This is a genomic window from Streptomyces sp. CNZ287 (assembly GCF_007827615.1).
The window spans coordinates 738,494-753,868 of record NZ_VISV01000002.1 but is presented as its reverse complement, the minus strand read 5'-3'; the positions used below and the strand labels follow the sequence as shown (position 1 = coordinate 753,868).

11 protein-coding genes and 2 pseudogenes are annotated in these 15,375 nt (G+C 73.7%); 7 read left to right on the top strand and 6 right to left on the bottom strand.

Annotated elements, in window-relative coordinates; genetic code table 11:
* Positions 1-48 precede the first annotated feature (48 nt).
* Entirely contained in the window at positions 49-1,722 is a 1,674-nt protein-coding gene (locus FB457_RS07490; RefSeq protein WP_047014301.1) for a fatty acyl-AMP ligase, read from the top strand.
* Positions 1,723-1,797: 75 nt separating this feature from the next.
* Here FB457_RS07490 and FB457_RS07485 read toward each other — a convergent pair whose 3' ends face one another.
* The gene (locus tag FB457_RS07485; RefSeq protein ID WP_145781252.1) at positions 1,798-2,496 is read right to left on the bottom strand and encodes a TetR/AcrR family transcriptional regulator; all 699 of its coding nucleotides are present in this window, start codon (positions 2,494-2,496) and stop codon (positions 1,798-1,800) included.
* Positions 2,496-3,611 (bottom strand): ABC-2 transporter permease, encoded by a 1,116-nt coding sequence (locus tag FB457_RS07480; protein WP_047014303.1) that lies wholly within the window; start codon positions 3,609-3,611, stop codon positions 2,496-2,498. Before FB457_RS07480 ends, FB457_RS07485 begins: the two co-directional genes overlap by 1 nt.
* 260 nt (positions 3,612-3,871) lie before the next feature.
* On the opposite strand from FB457_RS07480, the pseudogene FB457_RS35945 reads away from it, so the two are divergent.
* The 4 genes and pseudogenes from FB457_RS35945 to FB457_RS07465 form a co-directional block, all read left to right on the top strand.
* Positions 3,872-4,723, top strand: a pseudogene (locus tag FB457_RS35945) (metallophosphoesterase family protein); the annotation flags it as partial.
* 78 nt (positions 4,724-4,801) lie between these two features.
* Positions 4,802-5,461: a 4'-phosphopantetheinyl transferase family protein gene (locus FB457_RS35940; RefSeq protein ID WP_486588955.1), complete on the top strand. Its 660-nt coding sequence runs from the start codon at positions 4,802-4,804 to the stop codon at positions 5,459-5,461.
* A gap of 30 nt (positions 5,462-5,491) precedes the next feature.
* Positions 5,492-6,805: an ATP-grasp domain-containing protein gene (locus tag FB457_RS07470; RefSeq protein ID WP_253911107.1), complete on the top strand. Its 1,314-nt coding sequence runs from the start codon at positions 5,492-5,494 to the stop codon at positions 6,803-6,805.
* 158 nt (positions 6,806-6,963) lie between these two features.
* Positions 6,964-7,230 (top strand): hypothetical protein, encoded by a 267-nt coding sequence (locus FB457_RS07465; protein WP_486588951.1) that lies wholly within the window; start codon positions 6,964-6,966, stop codon positions 7,228-7,230.
* A gap of 138 nt (positions 7,231-7,368) precedes the next feature.
* Here the strand turns inward: FB457_RS07465 and FB457_RS07460 are convergent, their stop codons facing one another.
* Positions 7,369-8,652, bottom strand: coding sequence for a ricin-type beta-trefoil lectin domain protein (locus FB457_RS07460; RefSeq protein WP_486588950.1), 1,284 nt, complete (start codon positions 8,650-8,652; stop codon positions 7,369-7,371).
* A 263-nt stretch (positions 8,653-8,915) separates the two neighbouring features.
* Between FB457_RS07460 and FB457_RS07455 the strand changes: the two genes are divergently transcribed.
* Positions 8,916-9,917, top strand: a complete 1,002-nt coding sequence (locus tag FB457_RS07455) for a glycoside hydrolase family 64 protein (protein WP_145781249.1) — start codon at positions 8,916-8,918, stop codon at positions 9,915-9,917.
* A 35-nt stretch (positions 9,918-9,952) separates the two neighbouring features.
* Here FB457_RS07455 and FB457_RS07450 read toward each other — a convergent pair.
* Both FB457_RS07450 and FB457_RS07445 read right to left on the bottom strand, forming a co-directional pair.
* Positions 9,953-10,249: pseudogene (locus FB457_RS07450) on the bottom strand (alpha/beta hydrolase); the annotation flags it as partial.
* Positions 10,250-10,360: 111 nt separating this feature from the next.
* Positions 10,361-10,933: a snapalysin family zinc-dependent metalloprotease gene (locus FB457_RS07445; RefSeq protein ID WP_047014307.1), complete on the bottom strand. Its 573-nt coding sequence runs from the start codon at positions 10,931-10,933 to the stop codon at positions 10,361-10,363.
* Between the two features lie 359 nt (positions 10,934-11,292).
* Here FB457_RS07445 and FB457_RS07440 point away from each other — a divergent pair, with 359 nt between their 5' ends.
* Positions 11,293-12,048 (top strand): response regulator, encoded by a 756-nt coding sequence (locus tag FB457_RS07440; RefSeq protein WP_047019685.1) that lies wholly within the window; start codon positions 11,293-11,295, stop codon positions 12,046-12,048.
* A 1-nt stretch (position 12,049) separates the two neighbouring features.
* Here FB457_RS07440 and FB457_RS07435 read toward each other — a convergent pair whose 3' ends face one another.
* Positions 12,050-15,262 (bottom strand): glycosyl hydrolase 115 family protein, encoded by a 3,213-nt coding sequence (locus tag FB457_RS07435; RefSeq protein ID WP_145781248.1) that lies wholly within the window; start codon positions 15,260-15,262, stop codon positions 12,050-12,052.
* Positions 15,263-15,375: the final 113 nt, after the last annotated feature.

The window sequence follows — 15,375 nt, the reverse complement described above, 5'->3', positions numbered from 1 at the left end:
GGGGATCGCGCGGGATTTCAGCCGGAGCCGGATCCGGCCCCGGTCGCGATGACGCCGGCCGCCACGATAGGCGCGGCGCTGCTCGATCTCGCGGACAGCGACCCCGACCGTCCGCTGGCGTACGTCGAGGGCTCGGGCGACCCCGTCAGGCTGACCGCGGCGGAGCTGGCCGAGCGCGCGGGCGCCGCCGCGACCACCCTCGCGGAGCACGGCGTGCGGCGCGGTGACCGCGTCGGCGTCTGCATGGACACCAGCGCCGACGCGTACGCCACGCTGCACGGCTGCTTCCTGCTGGGCGCCATCCCGTTCGTCAGCGAGCCGCCGCTGGCGACGATGCGCCGGCAGCGCTGGGCCGACCGGCTGCGGCTGCTGATCAGCCGCGCCGAGCCGCGGGCCGTGGTCGTCGCGCCGGAGTTCCTCGACGCGGTGACGGAGCCGTGCAAGGAGGCCGGCGTCGCGATCGTCGAGCCGCCCTTCGAAGGCGGTCTCGACCTGGCCGCCGCGCAGGCCAAGCCCGACGACATCGCGCTGCTGCAGTTCACCTCCGGCACCACGGGCGACAGCCGGGGCGTGACCCTGACCCACGAGTCGATCTTCGCCAACGCCGCGGCCATCGGCGAGCACGCCTACCGCGCCGGCGACCTGATCGTGAGCTGGCTGCCCATGCACCACGACATGGGCCTGATCGGGCTGAACCTCGCGCCGCTGCTGCACGGGCTGCCGGTGGCGAGCATGCCGCCGCTCTCGTTCGCGGTCCGGCCCGAGCGGTGGCTGTGGGCGATGCACCGCTACCGGGGCACGTTCACCTCGGCGCCCAACTTCGCGTACCGCATGTGCGCCTCGAACATCCCCGACGCCAAGCTGGCGGGCCTCGACCTGAGCGCCTGGCGGGTCGCGGGCAACGGCGCGGAGGTCGTCCAGGCGAACACCCTGCGGCTGTTCGCCGAGCGCATGGCCCCGTACGGCTACGGCGAGCGTTCGATGATGCCCTGCTACGGCATGGCGGAGATCACCCTCGCCGCGACCATGTGCGTGCCCGGCGAGCCGCTGACCACGCTCACCGTCAGCCGCGACCGGCTGGCCGCGGACGGCGAGGTCGTGGAGGCCGAGCCGGGCGCCGCCGACGCGCAGGAGCTGGTCTCCTCCGGCACCCCGCTGACGGGCATGGAGCTGCGCGTCGTGGACGATGCGGGCGCCGACCTGCCGGACCGCAAGCAGGGCACCATCCTGCTGCGTACTGCCTCGATGATGTCCGGCTACTACCGCCAGCCCGAGGAGACCGCGAAGGTCCTGGGCGACGACGGCTGGCTGAACACCGGCGACCAGGGCTTCACCGACGCCGGGCAGACCTACGTCACCGGCCGCATCAAGGACGTCGTCATCATCGCCGGGTCCAACTACCACCCGTACGCCTTCGAATCGGCCGCCGCCGCGGTGGAGGGGCTGCGGGCGAACTCCATCGCCGCCGTGGGCTGCCCCGACGAGGAGCGCAGCACGGAGGCGCTGGTGCTGGTGGTGGAGTCGAAGAGCCACGCGGACGCCGAGGCCGTCGCCCAGATCCGCGAGGGCGTCATCCAGGCGGTCTCCGCCGAGACGGGGCTGCGCCCCGACCGGGTGGAGGTCGTGCCGCGGGGCACGCTGCCCAAGACCCCGAGCGGCAAGCTCCAGCGGCGCCACGTGGTGGATGCGCTCGTCAACGGCACGCTGCCGACGAGCCACTGACGAGACGTCGCCCTGACCGGACGATCCTCTGACCACCGGCCTGGCCCCGCGGAGCCCCTGACGGGCCCCGCGGGGTCAGGCGTCGGGCAGGCCGGGCGGCGGGGAGCCGCCCAGCCGGCCGAGCAGCATGTCGTCCGCGTACGGGCCGTAGAGCCCGACGACGGTGTCCAGCTCCATCCCGGCCAGCGGTTCGATCGGCACCACGTAGCGCCCGGTGACCAGCCCGACGAGCAGCGAGGCGACCAGCACCGCGCGCAGTTCGGGGTCGGGCGCGGGGATGCGGCGGGCGAGGGGCAGCAGCAGTTCGCCGCCGGCGACCTCACGGAAGAGCTGCGACGCCTCGGGGTGCTCCATCGCGGAGCGGAAGACCACGAGGAGCGAGGGGCGGGTGGCGGCGTCCTCCCAGCGGGTGAGGAAGCCGCGCAGCAGCCGGCTGCCGGGCCCGCCGGGGCACTTGCCGTCCGCGGCGGGGTCGTCGGCGCTGTCGGTGTCGGCGACCTCGTCGAGCAGGTGCGGCAGCTCCGGCAGCAGTTCCTCGGCGCGCATCGTCTCCCGGATCACCGTGGAGAAGACGTTCTCCTTGCTGCCGAAGTGGTACATCACCAGCGCCGGATCCACCCCGGCGCGTTCGGCGATGGCGCGCACGGTGGTGCCGCGGTAGCCGTGCCGCGCGAAGAGCTCGACCGCCGCGAGCCGGATCAGCTCGCGGCGGTCCTGCCCGGCTTCCGGCGGCTCGTCCGCCGGCCGGCCGCCGGGCTCATGGGGCCGCGCCATCAGGCCGTCCGCGCGGAGGCGGTACGGGCCGGGGCCACGGCGGCGGCGGGCACGATGACCATCAGCGGGCGGAAGGGACGGATCCGCTCCATCGCCACGGTGACGAGCCAGGCGCCGGCCGCCCACAGCGCCAGCGTGAGCAGCGGTCCGCCGGCCGCGTTGCCGTCGAAGTACAGCACGCGGCGCAGCAGCGAGACGGTGCTGCCCATCGGCAGGTACTCCGAGACGGCACCGTAGAAGGCGGGTTGGAAGTGCGGGTCGACGACGCCGCCGGAGGAGGCGAGGCCGAGCGGGAGGACGAGCAGCGCGCCGACGGCGATGCCGAGCGCACCCAGCAGCGCCTGGCACGCCGCGACGACGCCGACGACCGCCAGCGACAGCAGCGTGGTGACGCCCAGCAGTTCGAGGAAGTGGCCGTCCAGGGTGCCGGTGACGGGCCCGGCGAAGAGCGCGCCGGCCACGCCGGCGACGACCGCGTAGCAGAGGCAGGACAGCCAGCGCCTGGCGGCCCCGACGTGGGCGGCGGCCAGGCTCAGCACGAGCTGGAAGATCAGCGCGCCGATGGTGAGGGCGACGCACAGGAGCACCGCGCTGACCCCGCGGGAGTCCTTCTCCGGCAGCGGGGCGACGTCGTCGACCTTCTGCGGGGTGCCGAGTTGCGCGGTCAGTTGCTCGTACGCCGTGGTGGCGGCGGTCTTCGGGGCGTCGCCCGCGGCGCTGGCGACGAGCAGGGCGGGCGGCTGCTTCGGCGAAGGGCCGACGACGATGGCGCCGAGGACGTCCTGCTCGCGCAGGGCGGTGCGGGCCTCGGCCTCGTCCGCGTACCGCTTGACCTCGAACGCGCCGGGGGCGGCCGCGTCGAGTTCCGCTTCGACCTGCGCGACCGCGGGACCCGGCCCGGCAAGGCCGAGCGGCATGTCGCTGGGGGCGGGGTTGCGCAGCCCGGGGATCATCAGCCCGGCGAACGCGAGGACGAGGAAGAGCCCGAGCACGACCGGGCCGAACAGCACGCGGTTGGTGCCGGAGCCGCCGGCTTCCGGCGCTTCCGGGGGCGCTTGCGTCGGCACCGGGGCCGGCGCCGCGCCGTGGGGGGACCCTGCGGCCGGTGTGGTCACGATCTGCTCCCTGTCATTCGCAAAGAGAACACTTCTGTTCAACGGACGTTGAGGATCCAGTCTCGCGCGGGCCCTGCCGTGCCCGCAACTCCCCTGCCGCGAGCGCACGTCGCCGCCGCGAAAGGGCCGGTCAGCAGCCTTTTGGCGGGAATTTAGGTACGGGTACCAACCTGTCGGCACAGCGCCCGATGCGCGGCTGCCGGACGACAGCCGCCCTCGCGCCCTTGACACCACCCGAGCCGCCGCCGCCGAATGATCGAATGGCCCTGATGCACGGAAGACTGCTGGCCGTCAGCGACCTGCACGTCGCCTACCAAGAGAACCGCGACATCACCGCCGGGCTGCGCCCCACCGCGCCCGGAGACTGGCTGATCGTCGCCGGTGACGTCGGCGAGCGCGTCTCGGACATCGAATGGACCCTCGGACTGCTCGCCGAGCGGTTCGCCAAGGTCGTGTGGGTGCCCGGCAACCACGAGCTGTGGACCCACCCCGACGACCCGGTCACGCTGCGCGGCGAGGAGCGCTACCGGCACCTCGTCGAACTCTGCCGCGGCCTCGGCGTCGTGACGCCCGAGGATCCGTACCCCGTCTGGGACGGCGAGGGCGGCCCGGTGACGATCGCGCCGCTGTTCGTCCTCTACGACTACTCCTTCCGCGTCCCTGGCGCGGCGACCAAGGAGGAGTCGCTGCGCCTGGCCCACGAGGCCGGCGTCGTCTGCACCGACGAGTACTTCCTCCACCCCGACCCGCACACCTCCCGGGACGCCTGGTGCCGGGAGCGGGTGGCGCTGACCGAGCGGCGGCTCGCGGCCGTCGACCCCGCGCACCGCACGGTGCTGGTGAACCACTGGCCGCTCGTGCGCCAGCCGACCGACATCCTGCGCTACCCGGAGTTCGCGCAGTGGTGCGGCACGACCCTCACCGCCGACTGGCACCGCCGCTTCCGCGCCGCCGCCGTCGTCTACGGCCACCTCCACATCCCCCGCGTCACCTGGTACGACGGGGTCAAGTTCACCGAGGTCTCGCTCGGCTACCCGCGGGAGTGGAAGCGCCGCCCGCCGCGCGAGCTGCTGCGCACGGTCCTGCCCCCGTCGTCGACGACCACGGCGGCGGCCCCGGCGGGGCGGCCCCGGGAACTCACGACCACCCCCGAACGGGCCCGGCTGCTCCAGGAGTTACTGCCCGGCGGGGTGACCGCGGCCGAGGCGTTCACCGACCCGCCCGAGCCGCCCGCGGAGCGGCTGTACCCCGAGGAGGCCCGGGCCGTCGCCCGGGCCGTACCGCACCGGCAGGCGGAGTTCGCGACCGTACGGCAGTGCGCGCGCCGTGCCCTGGGCGCGCTCGGCGTCGAGCCCGCGCCCCTGCTCCCCGGCCGCCGCGGCGCGCCGCAGTGGCCCGCCGGGATCGTCGGCTCCATGACGCACTGCGCCGGCTACCGCGCCGCCGCGGTCGCCCGCCGCGGTGAGGTCATCGGTATCGGCATCGACGCCGAGCCCAACGAGCCGCTGAAGGACGGCCTCCTGGAGGCCGTCGGGCTGCCGGAGGAGCAGGAGCAGGTACGCGCCCGGATGCGCGGCCCGTCCGAAGTCTGCTGGGACCGGCTGCTGTTCAGCGCCAAGGAGTCGGTCTTCAAGGTCTGGTACCCGCTCACCGCGAGGGAGCTGGACTTCGACGAGGCCCGGATCGACGTCGACCCGGACAAGGGGACCTTCACCGCCCGGATCCTGGTCCCCGCCCCCACCGTCGACGGCATCTCGCTGGCGCACATGAACGGCCGATGGCTGTGCCGCAGCGGCCTGCTCGTCACCGCCGTCGCGCTGGCCGCGGGGGCCGGCGGGGACGGCGGGTAGGTGCGGGCGGCGCGGGGCGGGACGGGCCCGGTGCCCCGGACCGTCCCGTATCCGCCGGGCGACGGTGTGGGCACGGTGGGCGGGGAGCGGACGGTCGGCGTCCTGTACGACGCGGGCTCGGCCGGTGCCGCGGAGGTCGCGGCCGCCGCCCGCTTCTGCGGGGCGGAGCTGTTCCTCGTCGTGGACCGGGCCTCCGCCCACGTACGGGAGCTGCTGCCGGTGCTGACGCGGCGGTTCGCGCTGTGCGACATCACCGGGCTGGACGCACATGACGCGGCGATGGCGGTCGCCGTGTTCGTACCCGACGGGCTGCTGACGTTCAGCGAGCACCGCATGGAGCTCACCTCCGTGATCGCGGCGGCGCTCGGCATCCCGTACTGGCACACGCCCGCGGTCACCGGCCGGCTCGTGGACAAGCTCCAGCAGCGCCGTACGTTCGCCGAAGCGGGCCTGGACGACCTGCCGTTCGCGCTCGTCGCCGACGCCGCCGACCTCGACGCCGCGCTGGACACGGTGGGCCTGCCCGCGGTGCTGAAGCCGCGGCGCGGCGCGGGCGGCCGGCTCGTGCACCGGCTCGACAGCGTCTCCGGCGCCCGCGCCGCCGTCGCGGCCTGCGCGGACGCGGCCCCCGGTGCCGACCTGCTGGTCGAGGCGCTGCTCCCGGGCGACCCCGGGGCGGCCGGGGCGCAGTGGGGCGACTACGTCTCCGTGGAGACGGCCGTGCACCGCAGGGAGTGCCAACCGCTCTGCGTGACGGGAAAGTTTCCGCTGGTCGAGCCGTTCCGGGAGCGCGGCTCCTTCGTCCCGCACACCCTGGACGCATCGCTGGCGGAGTGCGCGGAGGACCTCGCCGAGGCGGCGATCGGCGCACTGGACATCAGCGACGGGATCGTGCACACGGAGCTGAAGCTCACCGCGGACGGGCCCCGGCTGATCGAGGTCAACGGGCGCCTCGGCGGCCTCGTCGGCGACGTCGTACGGCGCGGATCCGGCTTCGACCTGGTGGCGGCGGCGATGCGGCTGGCGCTGGGGCTGCCGGTGCCGGACTCCCCGCGGTTCGAGGGCGTTACGTACCAGTACACCCTGCTGCCTCCCGCCCGCGGGACCCGGCAGAGACCCGCGGCCGGCCCGGAGGATCTGTCCGCCCGGCTCGACGGCCTGCGCCACCTGCCGGGTGTCGACCTCGCCGACCTGACCACCGCCGCCGCGCTCCCGACCGACCCCCGGGACGGGGCGGGCGCACGCCTCGGGTACCTGCAGGGCCGTACGGCCGACCACGCCGAACTCGCCCGGCTGGCAACGGCGATCGCCGAGCTGTGCCGCCCGGTGCCCGGCACCGTCTGAGGCAGCCGCGCGGGGCGGAAGCCGGCGGGGCGGCGATCGCTCCGTGACTCGTCCGGGGGTCGTTCGTTTGGCGGTACGAGCCCCGCCCGCACGAGCCCCCCGTGGATGGTCCCCCATGCCGACCAGCAGCCGCCCGCACCTCCGCGACGCCGGGTCGCGTGGTCGCCGCGCAGAGCAGCGGGGAGGACTCCGCCGCGTGCAGCCGCTTCGGGCAGCACGTCCTCGCGGCCACCGACTGGCGCGCGCCCTCGGGCGACTGGTACCTGCTGGCGGCCGGGAGCCGGGACGTACGCGACCTGGAGGCGACCGGGGACGTGACGGCCACCGCCGAAGGCCCGACGCTGGCCGAACGGGCCGCGAACGGCGTACGGGCCCGGGTGACCGGCCGCGTCGAGCGCGGCGGCAGCCTGGCGACGGGGCGTTGAGCGCACGCCCCGGTGGAGGTGGGGGCATCAGCCCTCACTTCACGTGTTGAAGGTGAGGGGGCGCCGGGAAGCGGTGCCGAATCTCGGGGTCCCTGCCTGCGCGAGCGCGTTCCCGGCACCCCTGAAGCGCCGGGTGTGCTAGGAGTTCAGCGTCCACTTCTGGTTCGCGGCTCCGGTGCAGGTCCAGAGCTGCGTCGGCGTCCCGTTGGCCGTCGAGCCGCCCACCGCGTCCAGGCACTTGTCCGCCGGCAGGTTGACGATGTCGCGGGTGGCCGAGTTGTACGACCAGCGCTGGGCGCCCGTTCCGTTGCAGTCGTAGAGCTGCACCCTGGTGCCGTTGGCGGTGCCGGCCGCCGCCGCGTCGAGGCACTTGCCGAGGGCGCGGATGGTGCCGTCGGTGCCCACGGTCCAGCGCTGAGCGGAAGTGCCGTTGCAGTCGTAGAGCTGGACCGCGGTGCCGTTGGCGGGGTTGGCTCCCGCCACGTCGAGACACTTGCCGCCCACGCCCGTGAACGTGCCGGAGTTACCGCCGCCGCCGTCGGAGGTGCTGACGCGGACGTAGTCCACGACGAGTTGCTGCGGGAAGGAGGTGCTGCCGTCGGGGTCGCCGGGCCAGTAGCCGCCGACCGCGAGGTTGAGGATCAGGAAGAACGGCTTGTTGAACACCCACTGCCGGCCGCCGAGGTCGGCGGGCGTGCGCCGCTGGTAGACGTTGCCGTCGACGGACCAGGTGATCTCGTCCGGCGACCAGTCGACGGCGAAGGTGTGGAACCCGTTCGCGAACTGCTGCCCGCCGGGCAGCGTGTACCCGCCGCCGATGCCGCCGGACCCGGAGTACCCGGGGCCGTGCAGGGTGCCGTGGACGGTGCCGGGCTCGAAGCCGACGTTCTCCATCACGTCGATCTCGCCGCTGGCCGGCCAGCCGACCTGGCCGATGTCGTCGCCGAGCATCCAGAACGCGGGCCACATGCCCTGGCCGCGCGGCAGCTTCATCCGGGTCTCGACGTGGCCGTACGTGGTGGTGAAGCGGCCGGAGGTGTTGAGCCGGGCGGAGGTGTACTCGCACCGGCCGTACCAGCAGCGGTAGTTGCCCGGGTTCTCGCGCCGGGCGGTGATGACCAGGTTCCCCTGGCCGTCGAGCGCGGCGTTGGCGTTGCCGGCGGTGTAGTACTGCCGCTCATGGTTGTTGACGTTGTCGCCGGTCTCGATCAGCCACTTGCCGCCGTTGACGGCCGAGCCCGCGGGGCCGTCGAAGTTGTCTTCGAACGTGACGGCGTAGGGCGCGGCTTCCGCCTTTCCGCCGGGTCCGGGGGCCGGTGCCGAGCCGGCGGCGCCGGGCAGCGGCACGGCCAGCACGGCGGCGAGGGCCGTGGCGACGAGCACGGTCTTGCGGAGCGGATGTCTGCGTCGTCGTACGAACATGGAAGCTCACCTCGATGCGTCGTGGGGTCGAGCGTGGAGCATGGTCCATACCTTTGCGCGAGGTGAGTGAACTCCCTTCATGTCATGCAGTCAATGGGTCCGGCGGGCACGCTCGGTGTTCAACCCCCGGAGGTCGTACGACCGCGACCCTTGACAACGCACCCGCACCTCACGACGCTCTGAGAGCGCTCTCTGTACGCCCGGCCCGCCGGGCAGCTCCCGCCGCGGGCCGTGTACGCCCCCCACAGCGAAGGAGCCCCCGCATGTTCCCCGCGCACCCGACGTGGCCCAGACGCCACCGCGGCCTGCTGACGGCCGTCGTCGCCCTGCTGTTATTCGCCTGCTACGCGGTCGCCGACCGCGCCGGTACGGCCGCGCACGCCGCCGTACCGCCCGCGGCCGGCCCGGCATCCACGGCATCCGCGGCCCCGGGTGACCCGCCACCCGCCTCCTTCTGGGGCGACACGGGTGCCATCCCGCCCGCGCGGAACGTACTGACCGTGCAGATCCTCAACAGGACGAACGGCCAGTACCCCGACGACCAGGTCTTCTGGTCCTTCGGCGGCCAGACCCGCTCGATCGCCCAGCAGCGGTACGTCGACATGCCCGCCAACTCCGCCGGCCGGATGTACTTCCACCTCGGCTCGCCCGACAGCCGGTACTCCGACTTCATCGAGTTCACCGTCGGCCCCGACGCCTTCCACGGCAACACCACCCGCGTCGACGCCTTCGCACTCAAGCTCGCCATGCGGGTGCACGGCCACGACGGCACGGACCGGCAGGTCGGCGAGGACTACGCGACGTTCCAGGAGTCCCGCGAGGCCACGTGGCAGAAGTTCGCGGCCGCCATGCCGCCGGAGTTCGCGTCGCTGAGCCAGGTGCAGGCGCCGTACCGCATCCCCTCCCCCGGCAACGTGCCGGACTTCCAGCCCGGCGGGAAGCACGCCGCCTACATGAGCGACTACGCCAGGTCGGTCGGCAGGAACGTCACGACGCAGGAGGTCTTCGGCTGCTCCGGCCCGCTCGCGGGCGACGCCCCCGGCTGCGCGGCGCTCAACCGGCACGTCGCCGAACTGCCGCAGAACCAGTGGGGCGACCCGAGCCGCTTCTACCGGCAGGGTCCGGCCAACTACTACGCCCAGTTCTGGCACCAGCACGCGATCGGCGGCCTGGCGTACGGCTTCCCGTACGACGACGTCGCCGAGCAGTCGTCGTTCGTCTCGGTCCAGGACCCGCAGTGGATGGTGGTCGCCGTCGGCTGGTGACGGCCGGGCGCCGCACCCCCGGCCGCCCCGGCCGGTCAGCCCGCCGCGAGCCCGGCCAGGACGTCGGCGGCCGGTTCCGGGTGCACCAGCCAGCGCAGGTGGCCGCCCGGCACGGTGTGCACGTCGAACGGGTTGCCGGGGGTGAGGGCGTCCGCCTCCCGGATCAGCCGGTCCTGCATGGCGGGCGGCATGCTGGCGTCGTCCGCAAGCCGCACGCAACTGCGCGGGATCCGGCCCCAGGTAGCCGCCTGCGCGCGGTCCGCGGACGAACCGGCGTCCAGGTTCTCGTCCGGCTGGAAGGTGTTGAGGAAGGTCCGGAACTCTTCCAGGGTGAATTCCCCTGGCATTCCGGACGGGAATGCGCACGTACGGGCCCGGCCGTGGCCCGTGGCCGGGGAGTCTCCGCCCCGGCCACGGGAGGTGTCGTACGTGCGGTCCGGCGGTCAGGGCGCGTCGACGACGATGCGTCCGTCCATCGGCACGAGGCTCGCGAAGCCGCCGCCGTAGTTGGCTTCGACCTGCGCCCGCTCGGTCGCGTTCGGGACCGGGTTGGTGCAGCTCACGCCGGCCGTCGAGCCAGACATCAGCGACGAGCACGGGCCGGGCTTCCGGTCGGGCAGCCCGAGGCTGTGGCCCAGTTCGTGCGCGGCGATGCGCGTCGTGTTGTACCCCTCGTTGACCGCCTGGCGGCCGAACCAGACCGTAGCGCGTCCGCCGGGGCGGACCGGGCCGAGGGTGGCCCGCGGCCAGCCGTCGTCGGCGATGACCGTGATCTCGGCGCGGGTGCCCGCCGGGGCCTTCGCCAGCTTGACGTTCTGCACCGTGGAATTCCACTGTTCTGCGCCCGCGGCGACGGCGCCCTTGAATTCACCGGCCTGGCTGTCGTCGTAGTACAGCGTGGTGGCGACGGCCGTACGCTCCGGTGCGGGAGCGGGGGCGGCGGTGGCCCCGGGGGCCGAGGACAGAGTGACGATTGCGGCAGCGGCCATAACGCCGATACCCAACTTTCGCAGCATGCGGGGAGCCCTCCTCTTGGTGTGAGAATCGAGCACTACTGCGCGACCCCGATAAGGGTCGGCCCGAGTGTAGGAGTGGCGCTCCGCGGCCCACAAGAGGCGGCAATGGCAGCAGATTTCACCTTCTTGCGCCATCTCGGCGCGGTCCTCTGTATTCCCTGAGCGGCGCACACGGCCGATTTCGTACGGGCGGAATCCGGTCGCCCGCCGCGGGTCATTCTTCCGGAGTAGTCGGGAAGTCGAGACGGATTGCGCCTCAGGGCCGATCCGCCGCGCCGGACGTCTTGTCAGACTGCACGGGTACGCTGACCGCGGGCGGCGGGGCTCGCGGTCCCGCGAGGACGGCGGTGGAGGGGGACGTGGGCAGGCAGGCAGAGCCCGGCGGGGCGGACCGGGCGCCGCGGGTGCTGATCGCCGACGACCAGGCGCTCGTCCGCACCGGCTTCCGGATGATCCTCGCCGCGGACGGCATCGACGTCGTCGGCGAGGCGGCCGACGGCGAGGAGGCGGTGGCCGCCGTCCGCCGCAGCCTGCCCGACGTGGTGCTGATGGACATCCGCATGCCGGGGATGGACGGCCTGGAGGCCACCCGCCGCCTCCTCGGCGCGGACGGCAGGACAGCGGCGGGGCCTGCTCCTGGGCCGGGTTCCGGGCCGGGCGCGCCGCGGGTCATCATCCTCACCACGTACGACCTCGACCAGTACGTGTACGCGGCGCTGGCCGCCGGCGCCAGCGGCTTCCTGCTCAAGGACGTCACCCCCGAGCATCTGGCCGCCGCCGTCCGCCTCGTCCGCTCCGGCGACGCGCTCCTCGCGCCGTCCATCACCCGCCGCCTGGTGGAGCGCTTCGCCACCCGCGACGACCGCGCGGTGGCGCTGCACCGCGACCTGTCCGCGCTGACCCGGCGCGAGTTGGAGGTGCTGGAGTCCCTGGCGCGCGGCCACAGCAACGCGGAGCTGGCCGCCAGATTCCGGCTCAGCGAGGCGACCGTGAAGACGCACGTGGCCCGCATCCTCGCCAAGCTCCAGCTCCGCGACCGCGCCCAGGCGGTCATCGCCGCCTACGAAACGGGCCTGATCACCCCCGGCTCCGCGCAGCCCCCGCCCGGGCCGTGACTCACCGCTGGACGAACGTGCTCGGCGGCGGGCCGAGGTAGCTGTGGCGTACGCCGCCGGTGTCGACCACCAGCTTCTGCACCACCACCGTCGGGTCCACCATCCACAGCTTCAGCACGTGCACGCCCGGACGGGTCACGCGGTGCTCCGTCACCGTGACGGTGGCGTTGTCCGAGGTGTTGCGCTCCCACTGACGGTTCATCCGGCCGTCGTCGGCGCCCGTGACCCGGGTGACGTTCACCGTCTGCGGGGCGTCGTCGTCGAAGGCGGCGGCGTAGCGCAGCCCGTCCGGGGTGAGGACGCTGTTGCGCGGCGAGAGGTACGCGGCCACGCGCAGGGTGCCGGTGGTGAAGAGCGTCATCGTGTACTCCAGCCGCGGCCCCTGGCCGGCCGGCCGCGGGGAGGCGGTCACCGGGAACGGAGCCATGCCGTTGCCGGTGCGCCCGATGCCGGGGATGCGGCGCCAGGCCACCCCGGCGGCGGGGACCGCGCGGGTGTGGCGGTCGGCCTCCACCGAGACGCAGCCGCCCGCCTCGACGGAGCCGGCGAGCGCGGAGTGGCGCACGGACGGGCGGTGCACCCGGGCGTGCACCTCCACGGTGCGGCCGGCGCCGCTGACGACGATGGGCACGGTGGTGGTGCCCCGCGGCGCGCGGGCGAAGTCGACGCGCAGCGTGGCGCGGATCTGGGAGGTGACCCGGCCGCGCGGGCGGTCGACGCGCAGCCACGGCACGGCGGGCTCGATCTCGTAACCGAAGGGGCTGCGGCCCCGGTTGAAGACCTCGATGTACGGGGCGGTGCCGCTGTCGTACGGGCTGACCTCCGGCAGCACCGCGGGCCCTGCGGCGTCCGGCCACCACTGCTCGGAGCCCTCCACCGCCACGCCCAGCAACGCGCCGGCGACGGGGTCGATGCGCCTGACCGCGGGGAAGACCTCGTCGGGCAGCGCCTCGTCGTCCTTCTCCGGCTGCTGCCAGGGGGCGTTGGGGCCGTAGCGCTCGACGTCGCCGTAGCCGATCTTCGGCTGGGTCTGGAAGCCCTGCCACTTCCCGCCGGAGAGCGTGTGGTTGTAGTAGTCGGCGAGCGCCTGGTCCTCGGCGAACAGGGCGTCGGTCTCGGCGGCGAGCTGGTTGGCGGCGGCCCGGCCCTGCGCGGCGTAGAGGAGGTTGGTGAACTCGGCGCGGCGCAGCGCGTAGACGACGGCGGTGCCGCGCACGGCGTAGCGGACGAGCTGGAAGTAGGCCGCCCGGTCCGCGCGGTCGAGGCGGGCCTCGACGCGGTCCGCCCTGCGGGCCAGCTCCTGCCACTCGTCGGTGACCCGGTCCAGCTCGCCGTAATTGACGCGGCTGAAGGGGGTGGCCTGGTCGTCGTAGACGACGGCGGCGGGGTCGGTGGCGGGGTCCCTGGCCGGGTCGAGGGTGATGCGCCGGTTGAGCAGTTCGGGCTTGCGCCGGGCCTGGAGGCGGCCGTACTCGTGCAGGATTTCGGCGATCTCGGCGGCATGCCGGGGGCCGAAGTTCTCGGCCGCGTAGCGGCGTTCCCACTCGGGCAGGGCGTCGGCCGGCCAGCGGTCGGGGTTCCAGGCGTAGTCCAGGAAGAACTGGGTGGGCAGCTCGTTGGACTTCAGGTCGCCGACGTTGGCGACCCACAGGTTGCGGATGCCGTACGCGTACGTCTGGTGCAACTGCTCCCACGTGCTGGCGAGGTTGGCGGTGTCGACCCACTTGTAGTTGCGGCCGCCGCCGACGTAGTCGAAGTGGTAGTACAGCCCGTAGCCGCCGGACCGGGGCGGCAGCGAGGGGTCCGGTACGCGGCGCAGGTTGCCCCAGTTGTCGTCGGTGAAGACGACGGTGACGTCGTCGGGCGCCTGCATGCCGCTGTCCCAGTAGTGCTGGACCTCCTTGTACATGGTCCACACCTGCGGCACGGCGGCCGCATCGCCCAGTTCCTCGGCGAGGATGCCGCGCTCGGTGGCGATGATGCGCTCCATCAGCTCGATGCCGTCGCCGTCGGGGAGCGAGGTGTCGCCGTTGCCGCGCATCCCGAGGGTCACCACGCCCTCGAAGCCCTCGGCCGCCATCCGGCGGATGCCGTCGCGCCAGTACGCCCGGATGGCGGCCTCGTTGCGCACGAAGCTCCACTCCCCTGTGCCGCCGTACGGGTCGTGGCCCTCGGTGACGATGTTCCCGTTCGCGTCGCGTACGGCGGGGACGGCGTGCCGGTTCCACTCCTCGATGCCGCGCATCATGGGCGCCTCGTGCGACGTGCCCATGACGATGCCGTACTCGGTGGCGGTGGCGTGGTTGACGGGGTCGTCCTCGGCGAAGGCGCGGCCCCAGACGGCCGGCCACAGGTAGTTGGCCTTGAGCCGCAGCATGGCCTCGAAGACCTTGGCGAAGAAGGCGCTGTTGAAGCCGCCGGGGTGGCCCTCGGCGTGGCCGGGGCCGAAGAAGCCGGGCGCCCAGCGGCCGAGGGCGGGGTTCTCGTCGTTGATGAAGATCCCGCGGTATCGGACCGCGGGCGTGCCCTGCGAGAACCGGCCGGGCAGCACGTAGAGCGCGTCGTGGCGGCGGGGCGGGACGTCGGCCCAGAAGTGCCAGGGGGAGACGCCGATGCCGCGGGAGACGTCGTAGATGCCGAAGATGGTGCCGCGCTGGTCGCTGCCCGCGATGACGAAGGCGCTGTCCAGGCCGGGCAGCGGGTCGGCCAAGACCTGGTGCAGCGAGGTCTCCCACCGGCCCTCGATACCGCTGACGTCGAGCTTGCCCGCGGCGATCAGGCCGTCGATCAGCGGGCTGCGGCCGATGGTGCCGACGAGCACGGCGGTACGCCCGGAAGGCGCACGGCCGCGGGTGAGCGCGGGACAGACGCCCGTGACCCGCTCCAGGTCCGCGCGCAGGTCGCCCAGCGCGCGCAGCACGCCGGGGAAGTCGCCGCCGTCGGCGACCAGCGGCGCGGCCCGGCCGCCCGCGACGAGCGGGAACCGGTCGGCGCCGGGGCCGTGAGCGATGTACGCGCCGGGGTCGGTCGGCCGCGGCGGGTCCTGCGGCGGCGCGGCGGCGGCCGGGCCCGGCAGCCCGAGGACCCCGCCGGCGGACGCGGAGAGCGCGCCCAGGCCGAGACCGGCGCCGAGGACGCGGCGCCTGCTGACGCCGTCGCCAGGCGGAAAGTCGGACGCGGGAGACGGGTCGTGCCGGGAGTCGCTGCTGTCCATGCCGGGCCTTCCTTCGCCGAGCCTCCAGAAGCAGGCGGCAACATTTCGTAAAGAGCCTCGAATGTTTCTGCGCAACCTAGGGTGAGGCCATGGGAAGGTCAAGACATCGCGCG